This window comes from Nocardia sp. bgisy134, from assembly GCF_057708325.1.
The window spans coordinates 20,035-40,202 of the sequence record NZ_JBYIRW010000007.1; the positions used below are offsets into that span (position 1 = coordinate 20,035).

General features: G+C 70.6%; 16 protein-coding genes. 12 read left to right on the top strand and 4 right to left on the bottom strand.

The features are described 5' to 3' along the window. Positions 1 to 66: 66 nt before the first annotated feature. The 5 genes from typA to AC3ERS_RS14305 all read left to right on the top strand — a co-directional run bounded on the left by typA (position 67) and on the right by AC3ERS_RS14305 (position 5,418). A complete protein-coding gene (gene typA, locus AC3ERS_RS14285) occupies positions 67 to 1,965 on the top strand; it encodes a translational GTPase TypA (RefSeq protein ID WP_431967500.1) in 1,899 nt (632 codons plus the stop codon). Between the two features lie 128 nt (positions 1,966 to 2,093). Beyond that, complete coding sequence (locus tag AC3ERS_RS14290; protein WP_431967967.1) at positions 2,094 to 3,839, top strand: ABC transporter family substrate-binding protein; 1,746 nt, start codon at positions 2,094 to 2,096, stop codon at positions 3,837 to 3,839. Next, complete coding sequence (gene mshB / locus AC3ERS_RS14295) at positions 3,836 to 4,726, top strand: N-acetyl-1-D-myo-inositol-2-amino-2-deoxy-alpha-D-glucopyranoside deacetylase (RefSeq protein ID WP_431967502.1); 891 nt, start codon at positions 3,836 to 3,838, stop codon at positions 4,724 to 4,726. The genes AC3ERS_RS14290 and mshB overlap by 4 nt, the downstream gene beginning before the upstream one ends. 54 nt (positions 4,727 to 4,780) lie before the next feature. Then, the gene (locus AC3ERS_RS14300) at positions 4,781 to 4,939 is read left to right on the top strand and encodes a hypothetical protein (protein WP_431967504.1); all 159 of its coding nucleotides are present in this window, start codon (positions 4,781 to 4,783) and stop codon (positions 4,937 to 4,939) included. Continuing rightward, positions 4,936 to 5,418, top strand: a complete 483-nt coding sequence (locus AC3ERS_RS14305; protein WP_431967506.1) for a hypothetical protein — start codon at positions 4,936 to 4,938, stop codon at positions 5,416 to 5,418. The genes AC3ERS_RS14300 and AC3ERS_RS14305 overlap by 4 nt, the downstream gene beginning before the upstream one ends. A gap of 76 nt (positions 5,419 to 5,494) precedes the next feature. Here AC3ERS_RS14305 and AC3ERS_RS14310 read toward each other — a convergent pair whose 3' ends face one another. The 3 genes from AC3ERS_RS14310 to AC3ERS_RS14320 form a co-directional block, all read right to left on the bottom strand. Then, on the bottom strand, positions 5,495 to 7,276 hold the full coding sequence (locus AC3ERS_RS14310) for an APC family permease (RefSeq protein ID WP_431967969.1): 1,782 nt from the start codon (positions 7,274 to 7,276) through the stop codon (positions 5,495 to 5,497). A gap of 167 nt (positions 7,277 to 7,443) precedes the next feature. Beyond that, positions 7,444 to 9,006 carry a PH domain-containing protein gene (locus AC3ERS_RS14315; RefSeq protein WP_431967508.1) on the bottom strand — a complete coding sequence of 521 codons (1,563 nt, stop codon included), beginning with the start codon at positions 9,004 to 9,006 and terminating at the stop codon, positions 7,444 to 7,446. Then, the gene (locus AC3ERS_RS14320; protein WP_431967510.1) at positions 9,003 to 9,500 is read right to left on the bottom strand and encodes a PH domain-containing protein; all 498 of its coding nucleotides are present in this window, start codon (positions 9,498 to 9,500) and stop codon (positions 9,003 to 9,005) included. The genes AC3ERS_RS14315 and AC3ERS_RS14320 overlap by 4 nt, the downstream gene beginning before the upstream one ends. 171 nt (positions 9,501 to 9,671) lie before the next feature. On the opposite strand from AC3ERS_RS14320, the gene AC3ERS_RS14325 reads away from it, so the two are divergent. The 6 genes from AC3ERS_RS14325 to AC3ERS_RS14350 all read left to right on the top strand — a co-directional run bounded on the left by AC3ERS_RS14325 (position 9,672) and on the right by AC3ERS_RS14350 (position 18,535). Beyond that, entirely contained in the window at positions 9,672 to 12,272 is a 2,601-nt protein-coding gene (locus AC3ERS_RS14325; protein WP_431967512.1) for a bifunctional FO biosynthesis protein CofGH, read from the top strand. Positions 12,273 to 12,540: 268 nt separating this feature from the next. Continuing rightward, positions 12,541 to 12,861 (top strand): ferredoxin, encoded by a 321-nt coding sequence (gene fdxA / locus AC3ERS_RS14330; protein WP_196148215.1) that lies wholly within the window; start codon positions 12,541 to 12,543, stop codon positions 12,859 to 12,861. A 7-nt stretch (positions 12,862 to 12,868) separates the two neighbouring features. Beyond that, complete coding sequence (gene dapC, locus AC3ERS_RS14335) at positions 12,869 to 13,978, top strand: succinyldiaminopimelate transaminase (RefSeq protein ID WP_431967515.1); 1,110 nt, start codon at positions 12,869 to 12,871, stop codon at positions 13,976 to 13,978. Between the two features lie 165 nt (positions 13,979 to 14,143). Continuing rightward, positions 14,144 to 15,763, top strand: coding sequence for a serine/threonine-protein kinase (locus AC3ERS_RS14340; RefSeq protein WP_431967517.1), 1,620 nt, complete (start codon positions 14,144 to 14,146; stop codon positions 15,761 to 15,763). A gap of 65 nt (positions 15,764 to 15,828) precedes the next feature. Beyond that, positions 15,829 to 17,463 carry an L-glutamate gamma-semialdehyde dehydrogenase gene (gene pruA / locus AC3ERS_RS14345; protein WP_431967519.1) on the top strand — a complete coding sequence of 545 codons (1,635 nt, stop codon included), beginning with the start codon at positions 15,829 to 15,831 and terminating at the stop codon, positions 17,461 to 17,463. A 64-nt stretch (positions 17,464 to 17,527) separates the two neighbouring features. Continuing rightward, a complete protein-coding gene (locus tag AC3ERS_RS14350) occupies positions 17,528 to 18,535 on the top strand; it encodes a proline dehydrogenase family protein (RefSeq protein ID WP_431967521.1) in 1,008 nt (335 codons plus the stop codon). On the opposite strand, the gene AC3ERS_RS14355 is transcribed toward AC3ERS_RS14350, so the two are convergent. After that, the gene (locus AC3ERS_RS14355) at positions 18,484 to 19,353 is read right to left on the bottom strand and encodes an oxygenase MpaB family protein (protein WP_431967522.1); all 870 of its coding nucleotides are present in this window, start codon (positions 19,351 to 19,353) and stop codon (positions 18,484 to 18,486) included. The two genes, AC3ERS_RS14350 and AC3ERS_RS14355, sit on opposite strands and share 52 nt — an antisense overlap. 161 nt (positions 19,354 to 19,514) lie before the next feature. Between AC3ERS_RS14355 and AC3ERS_RS14360 the strand changes: the two genes are divergently transcribed. Further along, a complete protein-coding gene (locus AC3ERS_RS14360; RefSeq protein WP_431967524.1) occupies positions 19,515 to 20,147 on the top strand; it encodes a TetR/AcrR family transcriptional regulator in 633 nt (210 codons plus the stop codon). Positions 20,148 to 20,168 lie beyond the last annotated feature (21 nt).

Sequence of the window (20,168 nt, forward strand, 5' to 3'; positions counted from 1 at the left end):
TTTTCATTCTCCACCTGTTTGCAGGGGTCGGCCGGTACCAACACCGAACAGCAGGAGGATTCTGGCGTGTCGTCTGCACGCGATTTTCGCAACGTGGCCATCGTGGCTCACGTCGACCACGGTAAGACGACACTGGTCGACGCCATGCTGCGCCAGTCCGGCGCCTTCGCCGAGCGGGCCGAGCCGGTCGACCGTGTGATGGACTCCGGTGACCTGGAGCGCGAGAAGGGCATCACCATTCTCGCCAAGAACACCGCGGTGCACCGGCACCACCAGGACGGTTCGGTCACCGTCATCAACGTCATCGACACCCCCGGCCACGCCGACTTCGGCGGTGAGGTCGAGCGCGGCCTCTCCATGGTCGACGGCGTCGTGCTGCTGGTGGACGCCTCCGAGGGCCCGCTGCCGCAGACCCGCTTCGTGCTGCGCAAGGCGCTGGCCGCGTCGCTGCCGGTGATCCTGGTCGTCAACAAGACCGACCGCCCCGACGCGCGCATCGAGGAGGTCGTCGAGGAGAGCCACGACCTGCTGCTGGACCTGGCCTCCGACCTGGACGACGCCGCGGCTGAGGCCGCCGAGCTGGCCCTCGACCTGCCGGTGCTCTACGCCTCCGGTCGTGAGGGCAAGGCCTCCAAGGAGCGACCCGAGAACGGCAGCGCGCCCGACGCGGAGAACCTCGACGCGCTGTTCGACGTGCTGATGGAGTGCATCCCGGCGCCGAAGGGCGATCCCGCCGCGCCGCTGCAGGCCCACGTCACCAACCTGGACGCCTCGGCCTTCCTCGGCCGCCTCGCGCTGGTGCGCGTGCACAACGGCGAGCTGCGCAAGGGCCAGAACGTCGCGTGGATGCACGCCGACGGCGTCAAGCACGTCAAGATCACCGAGCTGCTCCAGACCATCGGCGTCGAGCGGCAGCCCGGCGAGGTGGCCGTGGCGGGTGACATCGTCGCCATCGCGGGCATCCCGGAGATCATGATCGGCGACACCCTCGCCGACATCGACAACCCGGTCGCACTGCCCCGCATCACCGTCGACGAGCCTGCGATCTCGGTCACCATCGGCACCAACACCTCGCCGCTGGTCGGCCGGGTGCAGGGCCACAAGCTGACCGCCCGCATGGTGAAGTCGCGCCTGGACCAGGAACTGGTCGGCAACGTCTCGCTGCGGGTGCTCGACATCGGCCGCCCGGACGCCTGGGAGGTGCAGGGCCGCGGTGAGCTGGCGCTGGCCATCCTGGTCGAGCAGATGCGCCGCGAAGGCTTCGAGCTGACCGTCGGCAAGCCGCAGGTGGTCACCAAGCAGGTCGACGGCAAGGTGCACGAGCCCTACGAGGAGTTGACCATCGACTGCCCCGAGGAGTACCTCGGCGCGATCACCCAGCTGCTCGCCGCCCGCAAGGGCAAGATGGTGCAGATGAACAACCACGCCGCGGGCTGGGTGCGGATGGAGTTCATCGTCCCCTCGCGCGGCCTGATCGGCTTCCGCACCGACTTCCTCACCGAGACCCGCGGCACCGGCATCGCCAACGCCGTCGCGCACGGCTACGCGCCGTGGGCGGGCGAGATCCGGGCGCGCCACACCGGTTCGCTGGTCTCCGACCGCGCGGGCAGCGTGACGCCGTTCGCGATGATCCAACTCGCCGACCGCGGCCAGTTCTTCGTCGAGCCGGGCGCGGACACCTACGAGGGCCACGTGGTGGGCATCAACCCGCGCGCGGAGGATCTCGACATCAACGTCACCCGCGAGAAGAAGCTGACCAACATGCGCAGCTCCACCGCCGACGTGATCGAGACCCTGGCCAAGCCGCTGCAGCTGGACCTGGAGGGCGCGATGGAGTTCTGCGCCGCCGACGAGTGCGTCGAGGTCACCCCCGAGGTGGTCCGGGTGCGCAAGGTCGTCCTCGGCCAGAACGAGCGGGCCCGTGAGCTGTCCAGGCGGAAGGCGCGGGACCGGGCCGCGCTGTAGTGCGGAACCGGACCGGCGAGCGCGGAGCCTCGGCGCCGCCGTGCGAGAGCGCGGCGGCGCCGCGTAGGCGAACGGCGGCGTGGCGAAGTAGAGTGCCGAGCGTGAGCACGGGGGCAAGACGACGCGCGATGTCGCGCGCATTGATGGTTCTGATGGCGGCCTCCGTGACGGTGCTCGCCGGATGCACCGCGAACCCGCCCCCGCCCATCGAGAGCACCGACAGCCCGAAGACGACGCCGGCCAAGCCGGGCAAGAACACCGTCGTCGTCGGGATCGACGACATCGGCATCGGGTTCAACCCGCACCTGCGGTCCGATCAGTCGCCCGCCACCTCGGCGGTGAGCTCGATGGTGCTGCCGAGCCCGTTCCGTCCGGTGCCGAACCCGACGGTGCGCGGCGCCACCGACTGGGTGCCGGACACCGCGCTGGTGACCGCCGCCGAGGTCACCAGCCAGGAACCGTTCACCATCACCTACACGCTGCGCAACCAGGCCAACTGGTCCGACGGCGCGCCGATCGCCGCCGAGGACTTCCGTTTCCTGTGGCAGCAGATGCTGACTCAGCCCGGTGTCGCGGATTCGGCGGCCTACCGGCTGATCTCGGACGTCAACTCCTCCGGCGGCGGCAAGACGGTCACCGTCGTGCTGACCCAGCCGTACCCGGCCTGGCGCGAGCTGTTCGCGAATCTGCTTCCCTCGCACCTGATCAAGGATCAGCCCGGCGGTTTCGCCAACGGTCTCGCGGAGGGAATCCCGGTGTCCGGCGGCAACTTCGCGATCAAGTCGGTGGATCCCGGCCGCGACGAGATCCTGCTGGAACGCAACGACCGCTACTGGGGCACTCCGGCCGGTCCCGATCAGATTCTGTTGCGCCGCGGCGGAACTCCGGCGCAGCTGGCCGAATCGCTGCGCACCGGTGACGCGCAGATGGCGCTGGTGCACGGCGGTGTCGCGACCCAGGCGCAACTGGCCGCGATCCCCTCGGTGCGCACCGCGATCATGGCGCAGTCGCGCGAGCTCCAGTTCGTGTTGAACGGGCGCACCACCGAACTCGCCGATCATCGGGTCCGGCGCGGGGTGCTCGCGCTGCTCGATCCCGCGCTGCTGGCCACCGTCGGCGCGCAAACGGGCGGATGGGTCGAGCCGGTGCGCGCGCAGATCCTGACGCCCTCGGACCCCGGCTACGCGCCGACCGCGCCGCCGCGCCCCGCCCCGGAAGAAGCGTTCGCGCTGCTGGCCGAGGCTGGTTTCGCCCGCGCGCCCGAACCGCCGCCGGTGGTCTCGCCGACCTCGCCCGCGCCGCAGCCGCGGCCGGTCGCGAAGAACGGCAAGGCGCTCGCCCTTCGTATCGGCGCGGTCACCGGTGACGCGACCGCGCTCGCGGTGGCCAACACCGCCGCCGACCAATTGCGCAGCGCCGGAATCGATGCCAGCGTCCGCAGCGTCGCCGCCGACGCGCTGTACGGCAAGGAGCTGGTCGAGGGCGGCGTGGACGCCATCGTCGGCTGGGAGGTCGCGGGCGCGGATCCGGCCAACGTGCTGGCGTCCCGCTACAGCTGCCTGCCGCCCGAACCCAGCCCGGGCGACGGCGAGACGCAGACCGCGGTGGAGGCGGCCCGGCGCGCGCCGAGCAACCTGTCCGGCGTGTGCGATCCGGCGCTGCAGCCCGCGATCGACGCGGCGCTGCGCGGCATCGACGTCCCCAAGGCGCTCGCCGAGGCCGAGCCCGCGCTGTGGGGGCTTGCCACGGTGCTGCCGATCGTGCAGGACAACGTGGTCGCCGCCGCGGGCCCGCGAGTGGACGGCGTGTCGCTGAGCGGCGCCATCCAGGTGGGCATCTTCGGCGACGCCGCGATGTGGCGCAGGATTCCGTGACCGCCGCCGAAAGGCCGGGCGGCATCGTGCTGGTGCACGCGCACCCGGACGACGAATCCATCACCACCGGCGGCACGATCGCGCACTACCGTCGTCGGGGCGTCCCGGTCACCGTGGTGACCTGCACCCTCGGCGAGGAGGGCGAGGTGATCGGCGAGCAGTGGGCCCAGCTGACCGCGGACGGCGCCGATCAGCTCGGTGGCTACCGCATCGTCGAATTGACAAGGGCGCTGGCCGCTTTGGACGCCGCGCCGCCGCGCTTTCTGGGTGGGGCAGGGCGCTGGCGGGATTCCGGGATGGCGGGCACGCCGTCGGCCGAGCACCCGAGGGCGTTCGTGCGCTCCGGACCCGAGGCGGTGGAGGCGCTCGTCGAGATCCTGCTCGAGCTGCGGCCGCGGGTGGTGATCGGCTACGACCCGCGCGGCGGCTACGGCCACCCCGATCACATCAGGGCACACGAGGTCGCCACGGCCGCCGTGCACGAAGCGGCCGAGCGCGGCTGGGACGTGCCCAAGTTCTACTGGACCGTGACCGACGCCGACATGCTGCGGCTGCACACCGAGGCGCTGGCCCGGCGCACCGTCGAGGGCCTGCCGGGCGCGCTGCCGAAGGGCTGGCGGCTGCCCGCGGCGGGTGAGTTGGCGAGCGTGCCGAGTCAGACCGTCACCACCACCGTCGAGGTGTCCGACGCGCTGGCCGCCAAGCGGGCGGCGCTGCGGGCGCACGCCACCCAGGTGACGGTCGCGCCGTCCGGGCGGGAGTTCGCGCTCTCCAACGACATCGCCCAGCCGGTGCTGCCCGAGGAGCACTACGTGCTGGTCCGCGGCGCGCGGGGCCCGGTAGGGCCGGACGGGCGCGAACACGACTTGTTCGCCGGGATCGGCTGAATCGGACACGGTGCGCGATCCGCGGCCTCGGCCGCGGGGCATAGACTCCTGGACGTGTACAACTGGGATCTCCAGAACGCCATCTCGGCCTTCGTGGACAGCTTGCGGCCCGGCGCGCAGCAGCAACACGAGCTGTACATGTCGGTGCTGTACGCCTTCGTCGACATGCAGAGCCACCTGCTGACCCTCCTCGGCTACCCGCCGGTGCCGTGACGGCGCTCGACAAGCGCGCGGACGCGCCACAGACCGATGATCGAGGGTGGATCGCCGAACCCCTACGGCTGGCGCTGATGGCCGCGCTCGTCCTGAGCGGGTTGTTCACCCTGGCCTTCGAGGTCCTCTATCTGCCCGTCTATCTGGGCGCCTCGCATCTCCCGCCGCCGAAGGAGAACACCCTGGTGGCCGCACCGCTCGCCGCGGCAGCCGGCTCGGGCGCGATCGCCTTCCCGGTGACGGTCCTGCTCGCCGCCGCCCTCAACGTCGTGCTGATCGCGGCCATGCGCACCCTCACCGACAGCGTCCGCGTGGCCCTGCTCCCGGTCATCGTCTGGACCTTCGGTTTCCTGGCCTGCACCGTCGCAGGCCCCGGCGGCGACCTCGTGCTCCTCAGTGACTGGCCGACCCTCCTGCTGCTGCTCTGCGGCCTCGTCCCACCCCTCGTCTACCTCTACCTCCGCCCCGCCCAGCACTGACCTCGCAGAACCCTCCGTACGCCCCGCTGTGGTCGGAACCGCCGCGACGTGTGCGGAGTTGCTGCGAGGACCGCCGTCAGTCGACGCGGATCGGCAGCGTGGCGATGACGGCGTCGGTGCGGGCGCGCAGCGCGGCGGCGAGGACCGGGCCGCGCGGGTTGTGCAGCAGACGGTGGCGCCAGTGGCGGGCTTCGACGTGGGTGACCAGCACGGTGACGTCGCGGCCCCTGGCGGTTTGTTTGCGCACGTAGCCGACCAGGGTGGTGATCAGGTTGCGGTGCGGGCACGGCAGCACGGTGAGCGGGACGCCCGGGTCCCATTCTTTCCAGCGGGCGCTGAGGCGTTTGGTGGCGGCGGGGTCGATCTCGGCGGCGACGGCGACGATTTCGCCGCGCGTGCGCAGCGCGACGGCGAGCGCGCGGGCGGTCGCCTCGCTCACGGCGACCACCGGGATGATGACCAGAGCCCTTGTCGCGGGTGAGATCTCGGGGCGCGGCGGGATCTCACCGAGACGCAGTTCCGCGGCGACCGTGCGGTAGTAGTTCTCGGTCCTGGCGAACAGGATGATCAACAGCGGGATGATCACCAGCAGTAGCCAGGCGCCTTCGGTGAACTTCTCGGCCAGCAACACCACAGCGGCCACGGCGGTCAAGCACGCGCCGAACCCGTTCAGTGCGGCGCGCGGCCCCCACCCGGGGTCGCGCTGCCGTTGCCAGTGCCGGACCAGTCCCCACTGGCTGAGGGTGAAGCCGATGAAGACGCCGATCGCGTACAGCGGAAGCAGGCTGTGCGTCTCGGCGTCGACCAGCATCAGAATCGTGCCCGCGGCCACGGCGAGCGCGGTCACGCCGTACCGGAAAACCGGCCGCTCGGAGCGCAGCGTGAACAGCGAGGGCATCCGGCGGTCCTTCGCCAGCAGCGCGAGCAACACCGGCAGCCCGCCGAAACTCGTGTTGGCCGCCAACCCGAGCGTCACCGCGACGGCCACGTTCACGATGTAGAACGGCCACCCCGTGCCGAACGCGGCCGCGGCGAGCTGGGCCAGAATCGTCACTCCTTCGCGCGGCACCACGTGATGTATGCGGATGAGCAGCGCAAGGCCGAGCAGCATGACGCACAGCAGCATCCCGAGCGCGACCTCGGTGTGCTGGGCGCGGCGGACGGCGGGCGTGCGGAACGACGGCACCGCGTTCGCGATCGCCTCCACACCGGTCAGCGCCGAACAGCCCGCGGCGAAAGCCTTGAGCAGCAACCACACTCCGAGCGCCTCGATCGGGACCAGCGGCCCGGGATCGTCGCCGACCACGGCCACCGGCTCCGGCCGCAGCAAGCCGACGGCGATCACGCCGAGGACGCAGGCGACGAACACCAGCATCGGCGCCATCAGCACCCTGGCGGACTCGGCGACGCCGATCAGATTCACCACGGCGATGAGCGTGAGCGCCGCGAGCGCGACCTCCAGCTCGTGGTCGCGCAATGCGGGAAACGCGCTGGCCAGGCTCGCCGCGCCCGCCGAAAGGCTGACCGCGACCGTCAGCACGTAATCGACCACCAGGCTGGCCGCGGCCAGCAGGCTCGCGCCCCGGCCGAGATCCTTTTTCGCCACCGCGTACGCCCCGCCACCGTCCGGGTGCGCCGCGATCACCTGACGGTAGGAGAGGACGAGCACCAGCAACAGCGCCGCGATCGCCAGCGACACCGGGAGCGTCCACTGGACCGCCGCCGCGCCCGCGCCGACGAGCACGAGCACGATGGCCTCCGGCCCGTAGGCGACGCTGGACAACGCGTCCAGCGAGAGCGCGGCGAGCCCCCCGAACGCGGTGAGCCGGTAGGCATCGCCACGCTGCATCCGGCGCATCCGCCGATCGGCGATCCGGGACTCGTCGCGCGCTACGGTCTCGACCACATCTCCCATTCAACGCCGCCCCCGCACGCCCGCCCTCCAACGACACGTCACCGCTCCGCGCAGGGTCTGCCACAGACCCTCCCTACGCCTTGTGGGGTGTACCGAGGGTCTGCGGGGTATCAGCGGCGTCCGAGGGCGCCGGGAGTGACGGCTTCGATGACGGACCAGGCTTGCGGCAGCGGGATGTCGACGACGTGGTAGCGCTTCTTGCCCGCGGCGGTAGCGGCGACGACGGTGGCGACCCCGGAGCGGCGCTGCCAGAAGGATTGGCGGACGGTCCAGCCGATGACGCCGGGAGCTTCGAGGCAGTCGCGGTCGCGGTCGAGGGAGCCTGCGCGGGTGATGAGCCAGGCGGGGCTGGTCGCGGTGCGGGGGAGGACGGCGTGGCCGAGGCCACGGTAGCGGTCTTCGGCCAGGGCGATCGCGACGACCGCGGTGATGCCGGGCAACAGCCACCACCAAGGCGGAATGGGGCCGTCGAGGGAGAAGGCGAGCACCACGAAGGCGAGGAGGGCGACGGGAGTCAGGGCCCGGGTGTACCGGCGTCGGCGCGCGGCGGGCCCGTGCCTGGTGAGCCGGACGGTCATCTGCGCCACGGGTGCGAATTCGGTTGCGGCACTAGGGCTCGACGCGGAGGGGTGCGTCGGTGGCGGACTCAGCAGTTCCGCGAGCGTGCTTTCGATCGCGGTGCGCGGGGCCTGCGGCAGGATCTTCTGGCGCGGGTTCTCGCCGACCATGATGGCCTCGAGTTCGGCGGCGCCCGAAAGGCGAAGCAGCAGTGGCTCGTTGACGGTAGCGCCGCGGAAACGGGCCAGGTCGAGGGTGATCTGTCTGGTGGTGAACAGGCCGTGGCGCAGGTGCAGGGTGCGGCCGTCGTTCAGGACGCGGAGGCCGAAATACGTGGTCAGGTACCGCGTGCAGGCCGCGAGGCTGACCACGAGCACGATGGCGGCGATCAGGCCGAGCACGACGAGGACGATGGCGACGACCGCGCGATCCCCGATGTCCTGCGCGGCCTCGGATTCGAACAGCCACTGGCCCAGCCCGTACTGGAACGCCACGCCGACCACCGGCGCGATGACGGCGAATCCGGTCAGCGACAGCGGCGCGTATCGCACCCACTGCGGCTGCCAGTGCCCGATCTCGCGCGCCGTCGGTTGTGCTCGAGCCGCTTCGTCGTCGGCGACGCCCGCGGCCGGGATCTCCGGCCCGGCGGCCGGACGGGCCGTGTGCGCGAGCAACTCGGCGCGCAACGCGGGCACCACCCGCGCGTCGAGCGAGTCGAGCTTGAACTTCTCCCCGGTGTCGGCCTGCTGACCGGTGCCGATGACCACCACGGCCAGCCCCAACGCCCGGTGCAACAGGTCGGATTCGATGTCCACGGATCTGATCCGGCTGCGCGGCACCGAAAGCTTTCTGCGCTGGACCAATCCGGTGCGCAGTTCGACGTGGGTCGGTCCGACCCGGTAGGTCGTGGTGAACCAGCGGGTGATCGCGAATCCGACGACCAGCACCAGCGGGATGACGCTCCACGCGGGATTGCCGCTGCTGGTGCCGAGGATGACGGAACCGATCAGCACCGGGATGAACTTGACCACCTCGGTGACGGGGTGCACCAACAGCATTCGCTGGTCAAGGCGCGCCCACGGCGGTCCGATATCGCCGGGTAGCGGCTCGGTCATGTCGCGTCTCCGCGATGCCGGGCGGCGATCTCGGTCAGCCGCGTCACGGTCTCTTCGGCGACCGGCAGGTCGAGCGCCGAGATCTGCACCGCGCCCGCCGACGAGGCGGTGGTGACCGTGACCGTGGCCAGGCCGAGCAGCCGCTCCAGCGGACCGCGTTCGGTGTCGACCGTCTGCACCCGCGAGATCGGCGCGACCCGGCTCTCCTGGGCCAGCCAGCCGACCCTGGTGTACACGGCCTCGTCGGTGACCTCCCAGCGGTGCACCGCGTAGCGCCACCACGGGACGACGGCGATGCTGAACATCGCGCAGAACAGCCCGATCACCAGCGCGATCAACTGCCAGCCGCGCCGTTGTGAGTCCACCGCGGCCCACACGAGCAGCGCGAGCAACGGCAGCGCCCACGACAACACCGCCTGCACGGTCCACAGCAGTTTCGCCTTGGGGCTCGGGCGCCAGGCCGGGTCGGCCATGATCGTGCGCGGCTGCGACATGCTTGTCATGGTTGCACGAACATTCGCCACCCGCCCCGCGCCGGCGGAATAACCGTGGCGCATGGTGAGGTTGTGAACGCTCACGACGGGTCCCGCGCGGCTCGCCGTGCCCGTGAGCTGTTTACGCTCACACACAAGCACTGGAGGGAGACAGTCCAGGATGGGTAGCGCATGATCGAGGGCGTGACCGAGCTAGCGACCCCGAGCGTCCCGCCCGCCCCGCCCAGCCCGTCGGCCATGCGCCGCGCGCTCCGCCGGGCCCGAGACGGTGTGACGCTGAACGTGGACGAGGCCGCGGTGCTGCTGCATGCGCGCGGTGAGGATCTGGTCGAGCTGTGTCGCAGCGCGGCGCGGGTGCGCGACGCCGGTCTGGAATCCGCGGGCAGGCCGAAGACGATCAGCTATTCGCGCAATGTGTTCATTCCGCTGACCCGGTTGTGCAGGGACAAGTGTCACTACTGCACGTTCGTCACGGTGCCGGGCAAGCTGCGTGCCGAGGGCAAGGGCATGTTCCTGGAGCCCGACGAGGTGCTCGACATCGCTCGCCGCGGCGCCGCGCTCGGCTGCAAGGAGGCGCTGTTCACCCTCGGCGACCGGCCCGAGGCGCGTTGGCCGGAGGCCGCGCAGTGGCTCGACGAGCGCGGTTACGACTCCACGCTGGACTACCTGCGCGCCGTCTCGATCATGGTGCTGGAGGAGACCGGCCTGCTGCCGCACCTGAATCCCGGCGTGATGAGCTGGGAGGAGATCGCGCGCCTCAAGCCGGTCGCCCAGTCCATGGGGATGATGCTGGAGACCACCTCGACGCGGCTGTTCACCGAGAAGGGTCAGTGCCACTACGGCAGTCCCGACAAGGACCCCGCGGTGCGGCTGCGCGCCATCACCGACGCCGGGCGGCTCTCGGTGCCGTACACCACCGGCATCCTGGTCGGCATCGGCGAGACGCTCACCGAGCGTGCCGAGTCCATCATGGCGATTCGCAAGCAGCACAAGGCGTTCGGGCACATCCAGGAAGTCATCATCCAGAACTTCCGCGCCAAGGACGACACCGCCATGCGGGACGCGCCCGACGCCGACCTGGCCGAGTTCCGCGCGACCATCGCGGTGACCCGCCTGCTGCTCGGCCCGGACGTGCCGGTGCAGGCCCCGCCGAACCTGGTGTCGCTGGAGGAATGCCTGGCGTTGATCGACGCGGGCATCGATGACTGGGGCGGCGTCTCGCCGGTGACCCCGGATCACGTGAATCCCGAACGGCCGTGGCCGAATCTGGACACGCTGCGCGAGATCACCGAGGCGGCGGGCTACCAGCTCGTCGAAAGGACCTCGGCGCACCCGAAATACGTGCGCGCGGGCAATCCGTGGGTGGATCCGCGTATAGGCGCGCACGTGGCCGCGCTGACCGATCCCGCGACCGGTCTGGCGAATCCGGACGCGATCCCGGCCGGCCTGCCGTGGCAGGAACCGGACGAATCGTGGGATTCCGCGGGCCGGATCGACCTCAACACGTCCATCGACACCGAGGGCCGCAACACCGAGAGCCGCAGCGACTCCGCGCTGGGCCAGGACGTGGTCGGCGCGTTCGGCGATTGGGACACCATCCGCGAACAGGCGCGCGACCTGGCCAGCTCGGCCCCCGAGCGGCTCGACGCCGACGTGCTGGCCGCGCTGCGCGCCGCCGAACGCGATCCCGCCGCGCTGTCCGACGCCGAGTACCTGGCGCTGGCCACCGCCGAGGGCACCGATCTCGAGGCCGTCGCGGCGTTGGCCGACCAGTTGCGCCGCGACACCGTCGGCGACGACGTCACCTACGTGGTGAACCGGAACATCAACTTCACCAACATCTGCTACACCGGCTGCCGCTTCTGCGCGTTCGCCCAGCGCAAGGGCGACGCCGACGCGTTCACGCTGAGCACCGACGAGGTCGCGGACCGGGCGTGGGAGGCGCATGTCGACGGCGCCACCGAGGTCTGCATGCAGGGCGGCATCGACCCGGATCTGCCGGTCACCGGCTACGCCGACCTGGTGCGCGCGGTGAAGCAGCGGGTGCCGTCCATGCACGTGCACGCCTTCAGCCCGATGGAGATCGTCAACGGCGCCTCGCGCGGCGGGCAGAGCATTCGCGACTGGCTGGTGGCGCTGAAGGAGGCCGGGCTCGACACCATTCCGGGCACCGCCGCGGAGATCCTGGACGACGAGGTGCGCTGGGTGCTCACCAAGGGCAAGCTGCCCACGTCGGCGTGGATCGAGGTGATCACCACCGCGCATCGGATCGGCCTGCGTTCCAGCTCGACGATGATGTACGGGCACGTGGACAGTCCGAAGCACTGGGTCGGACACCTGCGCGTGATTCGCGGAATCCAGGACGAGACAGGCGGTTTCACCGAATTCGTGCTGCTGCCCTTCGTGCACCAGAGCGCCCCGCTGTATCTGGCGGGCGCGGCCAGGCCCGGCCCGACGATCCGCGACAACCGCGCGGCGCACGCGCTGGCCAGGATCATGCTGCACGGTCGCATCGACAACATCCAGACCAGCTGGGTCAAGCTCGGCACGGCGGGCACCAGGATGATGCTCAACGGCGGCGCGAACGACCTCGGCGGCACGCTGATGGAAGAGACCATCTCCCGCATGGCCGGCTCGCAGCACGGCTCGGCGAAGACGGTCGCCGAGCTCGTCGAGATCGCCGACGGCATCGGTCGTCCCGCCAGGGAACGCACGACCACGTACGGCCGGGTGGACCGCAAGCCGGAGCCGTTGTCGCTGTCGGTGCACTAGTCCCGTGGCGCGCGGGCGCGACGTTCGCGCCCGCGCGCGGCGACGGCCGGTGATCGCGCGCGGGCTGTCGGCCGACTTCGCCCCGCTCCGTCCACTACGATCGTGCTTTGGGCCTCGACGTGGACGAGAGCCTCGGCATACCCGCCGCGAGCGGGGGCGGAGCCGGCGAAGTTAGGGCAGGCTGACCAGTAGTAACGTGGGGTGGTCGGGATAGGGTTTCGCGTGGGCGGACCATCCCCGCAGGTGAGGACAGACTAGGAGAGCGGCAGTGCCGTACATCATCGCTGAACCGTGCGTTGACGTGAAGGACAAGGCATGCATCGAGGAATGCCCCGTGGACTGCATCTACGAGGGTGGTCGCATGCTGTACATCCATCCCGACGAGTGCGTGGACTGTGGTGCATGTGAGCCGGTGTGCCCGGTGGAGGCGATCTTCTACGAAGACGACACGCCGGACCAGTGGGGCGGATACGTGAACGCCAACGTCGATTTCTTCGACGAGCTGGGTTCGCCGGGCGGCGCGACCAAGGTCGGCAAGGTCGACTACGACCCGCCGTTCATCAAAGAACTTCCCCCGATGGGCGAGTGAGACCCGAGTGAGTTCGCGCGGCCGGGTCAGCGCTCTGCTACCCGATTTTCCCTGGGACACCATCGCGGCGGTCAAGGCGAGAGCCGCGGCGCATCCCGACGGGATCGTCGATCTGTCGGTCGGCACTCCGGTGGACCCCGTCGCCCCGATCATCAGGGCGGCGCTCAACGCGGTCGCGGAGGTTCCCGGCTACCCGACCACGCACGGCACCCCCGAACTGCGCGCGGCCGCGGTCGACGCGTTGAAGCGCCGGTACGGGATCACGGGTCTGGACCCGGCGGCGGTGCTGCCCGTGATCGGCACCAAGGAGCTGATCGCGGGCCTGCCGAGGCTGCTGGGTCTCGGTTCCGGTGATCTGGTGGTCATTCCCGAGATCGCCTATCCGACCTACGAGGTCGGCGCGCTGCTCGCGGGCACGCAGGTGCTGCGGGCCGACGGGCTCACCCGGCTCGGCCCCCAGTCGCCCGCGCTGATCTACCTCAATTCGCCGTCCAACCCGACCGGCCGCGTGCTCGGCGTCGAGCACCTGCGCAAGGTCGTCGCGTTCGCGCGGGAGCGCGGCGCGATCGTCGCGTCCGACGAGTGCTACCTGGGTCTCTCCTGGGACAGCCGCCCCTTCTCGATCCTGGATCCCGAAGTGTGCGACGGTGACCACACCGGTCTGCTCGCGGTGCATTCGCTCTCGAAGACGTCGAACCTGGCCAGCTACCGCGCCGGTTTCGTGGCGGGCGATCCGGAACTGGTCGCCGAGCTGCTCGAGGTGCGCAAACACTCGGGCATGATGGTGCCCTACCCAATCCAGGCCGCGATGACGGCCGCGCTCGGCGACGACGCGCACGAGGCCAAGCAGCGTGAACGCTACCGCGCCCGGCGCGAGCAGCTGCGAAATGCGCTGCAGGGCGCTGGTTTCCGTATCGATCACTCGGAGGCCGGGCTGTACCTGTGGTCCACTCGCGGCGAGAACTGCCGGACCACGCTGGACTGGCTCGCCGACCGTGGCATCCTCGCCGCGCCCGGCGACTTCTACGGGCCGACCTCGGGCGAGCACGTGCGGATCGCGATGACCGCGTCCGACGAACGCATCGCCGCCGCGGTGGAGCGCTTGCGCGCGAACTGATTTCGCGGATTTCGGCGAGATTGCGCGTCGGCCATGACGGAAGCGCCGCCGTCGTCCGGCGCGACGGGCCGGTCACGAGCTGCGCCGACAGGTGACCGGTTCGCCCGGGCGGACCGCGCTTCGTACACTCGTGACGCTCGATCGGCTCGGTGAAAGGTTGCTGCGATGCAGGGGGTGGGGCTCGCCGTCGGCGAGGTGTTCGCCGGATATCGGATCGAGCGGGTGCTCGGCCGCGGTGGAATGGGCACGGTCTATCTGGCCGGTCATCCGCGGCTGCCGCGCCTGATCGCGCTCAAGCTGCTCGATCGCGACCTCTACGCCGACGAGGAGGCGCGGCGGCGATTCGAACGCGAGGCCGATGTGGTTGCGCGGCTTGATCATCCGAACATCGTGTCGGTGCTGGATCGCGGCGCCGACGAGGGTGTGCTGTGGATTTCCATGCAGTACGTCGACGGCGGCGACGCGGCCGCGTTCCGCGGCGGACCGCTGGACCCGGTGCGCGCCGCCGGGATCGTCGCCCAGACCGCGGCCGCGCTGGACTACGCGCACGACCGCGGCGTGCTGCACCGCGACGTGAAACCGGCCAACATCCTGCTGAGCGCCGCGCACGGCGGCGGCGACCGGGTGCTGCTCAGCGACTTCGGCATCGCGCGCATGCGTGAGGACACCCACCAGCTGACCAGGACCGGCGAACTGCACGCCACCCTGGCTTACGCGGCGCCGGAACAGCTTTCGGGCGGGCCGGTCGACCATCGCGCGGACCAGTACGCGCTCGGCTGCACCCTGTTCGCCCTGTTGACCGGACAACCGCCGTTCACCGGGACGAATCCGGGCGCGATCGTCGCCGCGCACCTCACCCAGCCCGCGCCGCGTGCCGGTGCGTTCGTCCCGGGGCTGCCGTCCGCGGTGGACGAGGCGATCGTCCGCGCGATGGACAAGGACCCGGCCCGGCGCTTCGCCAGTTGCGGCGCCTTCGCCGATGCGGTGACGCGGGCCCTGGCCGGTCGCGCGATCCCGCCGAGTTCCGCGGATCAGGCGGGAGCGTCTGACGATCCGGGCAACTCGGCGCCGCTCACTCCACCGCGGATTCCGCTCTGGACGGACACGGTGGTCGATTCCGGGCCCAGGGCGGCCGGTGCGACCGATCCCCGTTCGGCGGCCGCACACGGCTGGGGAGGCGGTCCTGCCGCGTTCGCCGCGCCGCCCGCGCGGGTCGCAGGACGGCGGGTCTCCTCGGGGTGGCGGACGTTCTCCGTGCTGCTTCTGGTGTTCGCGCTGGTGCTCGGCGTGGGCGGGGTGGCCGCAGTCGGCGTCTACTGGAAGTTCATCCGCCCGAACCGGCCGCAGCCGCTGCCGTGGGGCGCGCAGCATTCCATCGCGATCGCCTTTCCCCAGCTCATCCCGGCGAGCCCGGACGGAACGGGCTGGCGGGGCGCGCGCTGTCACGGCGCCGCGACGGTGGTGACCGCGCCCGGTGACCCGCTGCCGCTGCGCCAGATCGTCTGCACCGACCCGGACGGCGTCACCGCGTGGTACACCGAGTACGAAGGGTTCCGCGAGGTGCAGGCTTACCTCGGCGCGCACGCCACGGTGACCGGCGAACGCGAATTCAGCAGGCCGGGTGGGCTCCAGGTGTTCCGGCCGACCGATCCGGCCGCGCCGTTCACGCTGGCGACGCACGGCTGGGTGAGCCCGTCCACCTCGTCGATCCTGGTCGAGGTCGCCTGGCCGGGGCACACGTTCGACGAGGTCCGCGACCGATGGTGGGCCGAGGCTCCGTTCTGATCCGTGGCCGACACGCGGCGGCGCGAGGGCTCCGTCCAGGCGTGGTTTTGGGGCTAGCCTGAGTTATGGACGCTGTCACGGTTGTCCCTACGCCGAGCAACGAGCCGGTGCATACGTATGCGCCGGGGAGTCGCGAGCGCGAGCTGCTGCTGGCCGAGCTGGCCCAGATCTCCGCCGAATCCGTCGACGTGCCGCTGGTGATCGGCGGCAAGCATCGGCCCGGGATCGGCGAGCGGCACGAGATCGTCGCACCGCACCGCCGTCGGCACGTGCTGGGGACCTACACCGATACCACTCATTCCGAAGCGCACGGCGCCATCGAGGCGGCCATCGCGGCCGCGCCGGGATGGCGCACCATGCCTTTCGACGACCGCGCCGCGGTCTTCCTGCGCGCGGCCGACCTGCTGGCCGGACCGTGGCGGGAGAAGGTGGCCGCCGCGACGATGCTCGGCCAGTCCAAGTCGGTGGCGCAGGCCGAGATCGACGCGCCCTGCGAGTTGGTCGATTTCTGGCGGTTCAACGTGGCGTTCGCGCGCGACATCCAGGCTCAGCAGCCGCAGTCGAGCCCCGGCGTGTGGAACCGGATGGACTACCGGCCGCTGGAGGGGTTCGTCTACGCGATCACGCCGTTCAACTTCACCGCCATCGCGGGCAACCTGCCGACCGCGCCCGCGCTGATGGGCAACACGGTGGTGTGGAAGCCGTCGCCGACGCAGACGCTCGCGGCGTTCCACACGATGCGGCTGCTCGAGGCGGCGGGCCTGCCGCCCGGCGTGATCAACATGGTCACCGGCGACGGTATCCAACTCTCGGAGGTGGCGCTCGCCGACCCGCGCCTGGCAGGCATCCACTTCACCGGCTCCACCCGCACCTTCCAGTCGCTGTGGCAGCAGGTCGGCGCGAATATCGGCCGCTACCATGGCTATCCGCGGCTGGTCGGGGAGACGGGCGGCAAGGATTTCATCGTCGCCCACACGTCGGCCGATCCGGATGCCTTGCGCACCGCGCTGATCCGTGGCGCTTACGAGTACCAGGGTCAGAAGTGCTCGGCCGCTTCGCGGGCCTACATCGCGCGGTCGGTCTGGCGCGCCATCGGCGACGATTTCCTCGCCGCGACCGCCGAGCTCAGCTACGGCGACGTGGCCGATCTGTCGAATTTCGGTGGGGCGCTGATCGATCGGCGCGCCTACGACAAGAACGTGGCGGCCATCGAACGAGCGAGGGACGCGGGCGTCACCATTCCGGTCGGCGGCGCCTACGACGACAGCGAAGGCTGGTTCGTACGCCCGACGGTACTGCTCTCCGACGATCCGCGCGACGAGTCCTTCACCACCGAGTACTTCGGCCCGATCCTCTCGGTGCACGTCTACGACGACGCCGAACCCGGTTCGTACGCCGCGATTCTGGCCGAAGTGGAAGCGGCCGCGCCGTACGCGCTGACCGGCGCGATCTTCGCCGACGATCGCAAGGCCGCCGAACAGGCCTCCGCCGCTCTGCGTTTCGCGGCGGGCAACTTCTACATCAACGACAAACCCACCGGCGCCGTCGTCGGTCAGCAGCCGTTCGGCGGTGCGCGCGCCTCGGGTACCGACGACAAGGCGGGCTCGCCGTTGAATCTGCTGCGCTGGACGGCGCCGCGCACCATCAAGGAGACATTCGTGCCGCCGGTACAGCACCGGTACCCGCACATGGACTCGTGAGACCGGCGGCGCCGCCGCGCCGGCCGGAAGAAGGAGGCGTGATGCGTGACATTCTCGAGGACCGATGAACCCGCTGCGTTTGGTGATTCTCGCGGCCGCCGCCTCGCCGCGGATGAAGCGTGCGCTCACCGGGACGCCGGTCGCCGCGGAGATCGTGCGCCGGTTCGTGCCGGGCGAGTCGCGGGCGGAACTGGCGCCGGTGGTGGACGAGCTGCTCGACAGCGGCAGGTTGGTCAGCGCCGACTTTCTCGGCGAGAACACCACCGACCGGGCCCGCGCCGACGCCACGGTGGCGGAATACCTTTCGCTGATCAACGAGCTCGCCGCCGCCGACCGGTCACCGCGGCCGGGCGGGGCGGCGGCGCGGGTGGAGGTCTCGGTCAAGCTGTCCGCCCTCGGTCAGGCCCTGCCGGGAGACGGTCCGGCCATCGCCACGGACAACCTGCGCACCGTGTGCACCAAGGCCGCCGAGGCGGGCGTGTGGGTGACGGTGGACGCGGAGGACCACACCACCACCGACGCGACCCTGGCCGCCGTGCGCGAGTTGCGCCCGGAATTCCCTTGGCTGGGTGCGGTTCTCCAGTCGTACCTGCACCGCACCCGTGACGACTGCGCCGAGTTCGCCGGTTCCGGTTCTCGAATCCGCCTGTGCAAGGGCGCCTATCGCGAGCCCGCAGCGGTGGCCTACCAGCGGGCGGTCGAGGTGACCGATTCCTACTTGCGCTGTCTGGAAATCCTGATGCGCGGCCATGGGTACCCGATGGTGGCCACCCACGACCCGGCGCTCGTGCTGGCCGCCGAGCGGATGGCCACCGAATCTGGACGCGGCGCAGGGGAATTCGAGCACCAGATGCTGTACGGCGTGCGCGACGCCGAGCAGCTGCGGCTGGCGCAGGCGGGTCACCCGATGCGGGTCTACGTTCCCTACGGCGACGATTGGTACGGCTACCTCACCCGCAGGCTGGCCGAGCGACCCGCGAACCTGGCGTTCTTCCTGCGCGCGCTGGCCGGCGATCGCGATCAGACCAGCGGCTTGCCGAGCCTGCGCCGCCTGCGCAGATCCCACAGGTAGAAGTTCATCGGAAAGAGCCGCAGCCGCTGGGGAAGCCTGCGCTGCACCGCGCCGACCGCGCGCAGCAGCAGGCGCAGCGCGCGGTCCTGGCGGGGCGTCCAGCGCATGCCCATCTCGTCCCGCAGGTGCGGCGGCAGCAGGCCGGTGACGATGAAGCGCTGCACCGGCGCGAACAGGCGCAGCGGCGGCGCGACCATCCGCAGGTCGATGAGGCCGTCGAAGTAGGCGCGGGTGCGGGCGTCGATGGTCTTACGGGCCAGGTTGGTGTCCCAGTACTCGGCGAAGGCGGCGCGGTCGGCGGGCCACAGTTCACCGCGCATTTGCAGCGTCGTGCCGAGCCGGGCGGCGTACTGGTAGAACGCGTCCGCACTGGCCTCGTCGAGCGGGCCGTGCAGGCGCTCCTCCAGATCGACGATGCCCCAGTACAGGCAGGCGGCCACCCAGAGCTGGAGGTTCGGGTCGAAGGCGTTGTACTTCACGGGGCTTTCGGCGCCCGACCGAATGGTGCGATGCGAGGTGTTCACCGCATCGCGATAGGCGGCCCGCTCCTCCTCGGTGCCCATCAGAGCGACCGCGAGATAGGTGAGCGTGGTGCGCAGCCGCTTCCACGGGTGCACGGTGACCTTGCCGGATTCGACCGTGCTCTCCAGCACGCCGTAGGCGACCGGCATCAGGCTCAGCTGCATGATCACGTTCGCGGTGCCGCCGAGAATGGCGGCGACACCGCTCCAGAACTCCTCGATGTCGAAGTCCTCGGCGGTGCCGTAGCGGCTGCCGGGCACCGGCTCGGGCGTCGTTGCACGAAGGGGCGCGGTCATCGTCGTCCTCGTCTTTCCGTTCACCGGAGGTGAAGCGATGAGAAGGTTCTGTAGTCACCTTGTCATCTGAGGGCGGGTGCTGTCAAAGGTCACCGGCCGTCCCGGGTGAAGGTATGCGATGCTGACGGTGTCATCGTTTCGCCGACGAGAGGGTGGGAGACATGGCGAGCCTGACCAAATTGCTGCCGCTCGTGCGCAACTCCGGTCCGGAGGACCGCAACCAGGCGCGCGTGCTGGACGCCGCGCTGGTGGCGTTCCTGGATTTCGGCATCAAGCGCACCAGCATGGTCGAGGTGGCCCGGCGCTGCGGCCTGTCACTGGCCACCCTGTACCGGCGCTTCGCCAGCAAATCGGATCTGATCGAGGCGGTCGCGCTGCGCCAGACGCGCGATTTCATCGATGAGGTGGACGGCGTGCTGCAACGCCAAGTCGATCGGGACGCGGGCGCCGAAGAGCAGATCGTCGCGCTGTTCGTCGCGTTCGTGAACGGCCTGCGCGGCAACCAGCTGGTGCACCGGTTGCTGGCCACCGAACCCGAATTGGTGCTGCCGTTCCTCACGGTGAAGGGCGCGCCGATCATCGAGCTCGGGCGCGATTACGTGGCCGAGTTCATCACCCGGCTTCAGGGCGAGGGCAAACTGCCCGCGTACGACCCGGCGCCGCTGGCCGAAATGATCGCGCGCACCGCGCTGTCGCTGGCGCTGACCCCGCAGACGGTGATCCCGTTCGGCGACGACGCCGCCCTGCGCGAGTTCGCCCGCGACCATGTGGTGGTCTCGTTCCGGGTGCGCTGACCGCCGGCCGCCCGGGCGGGC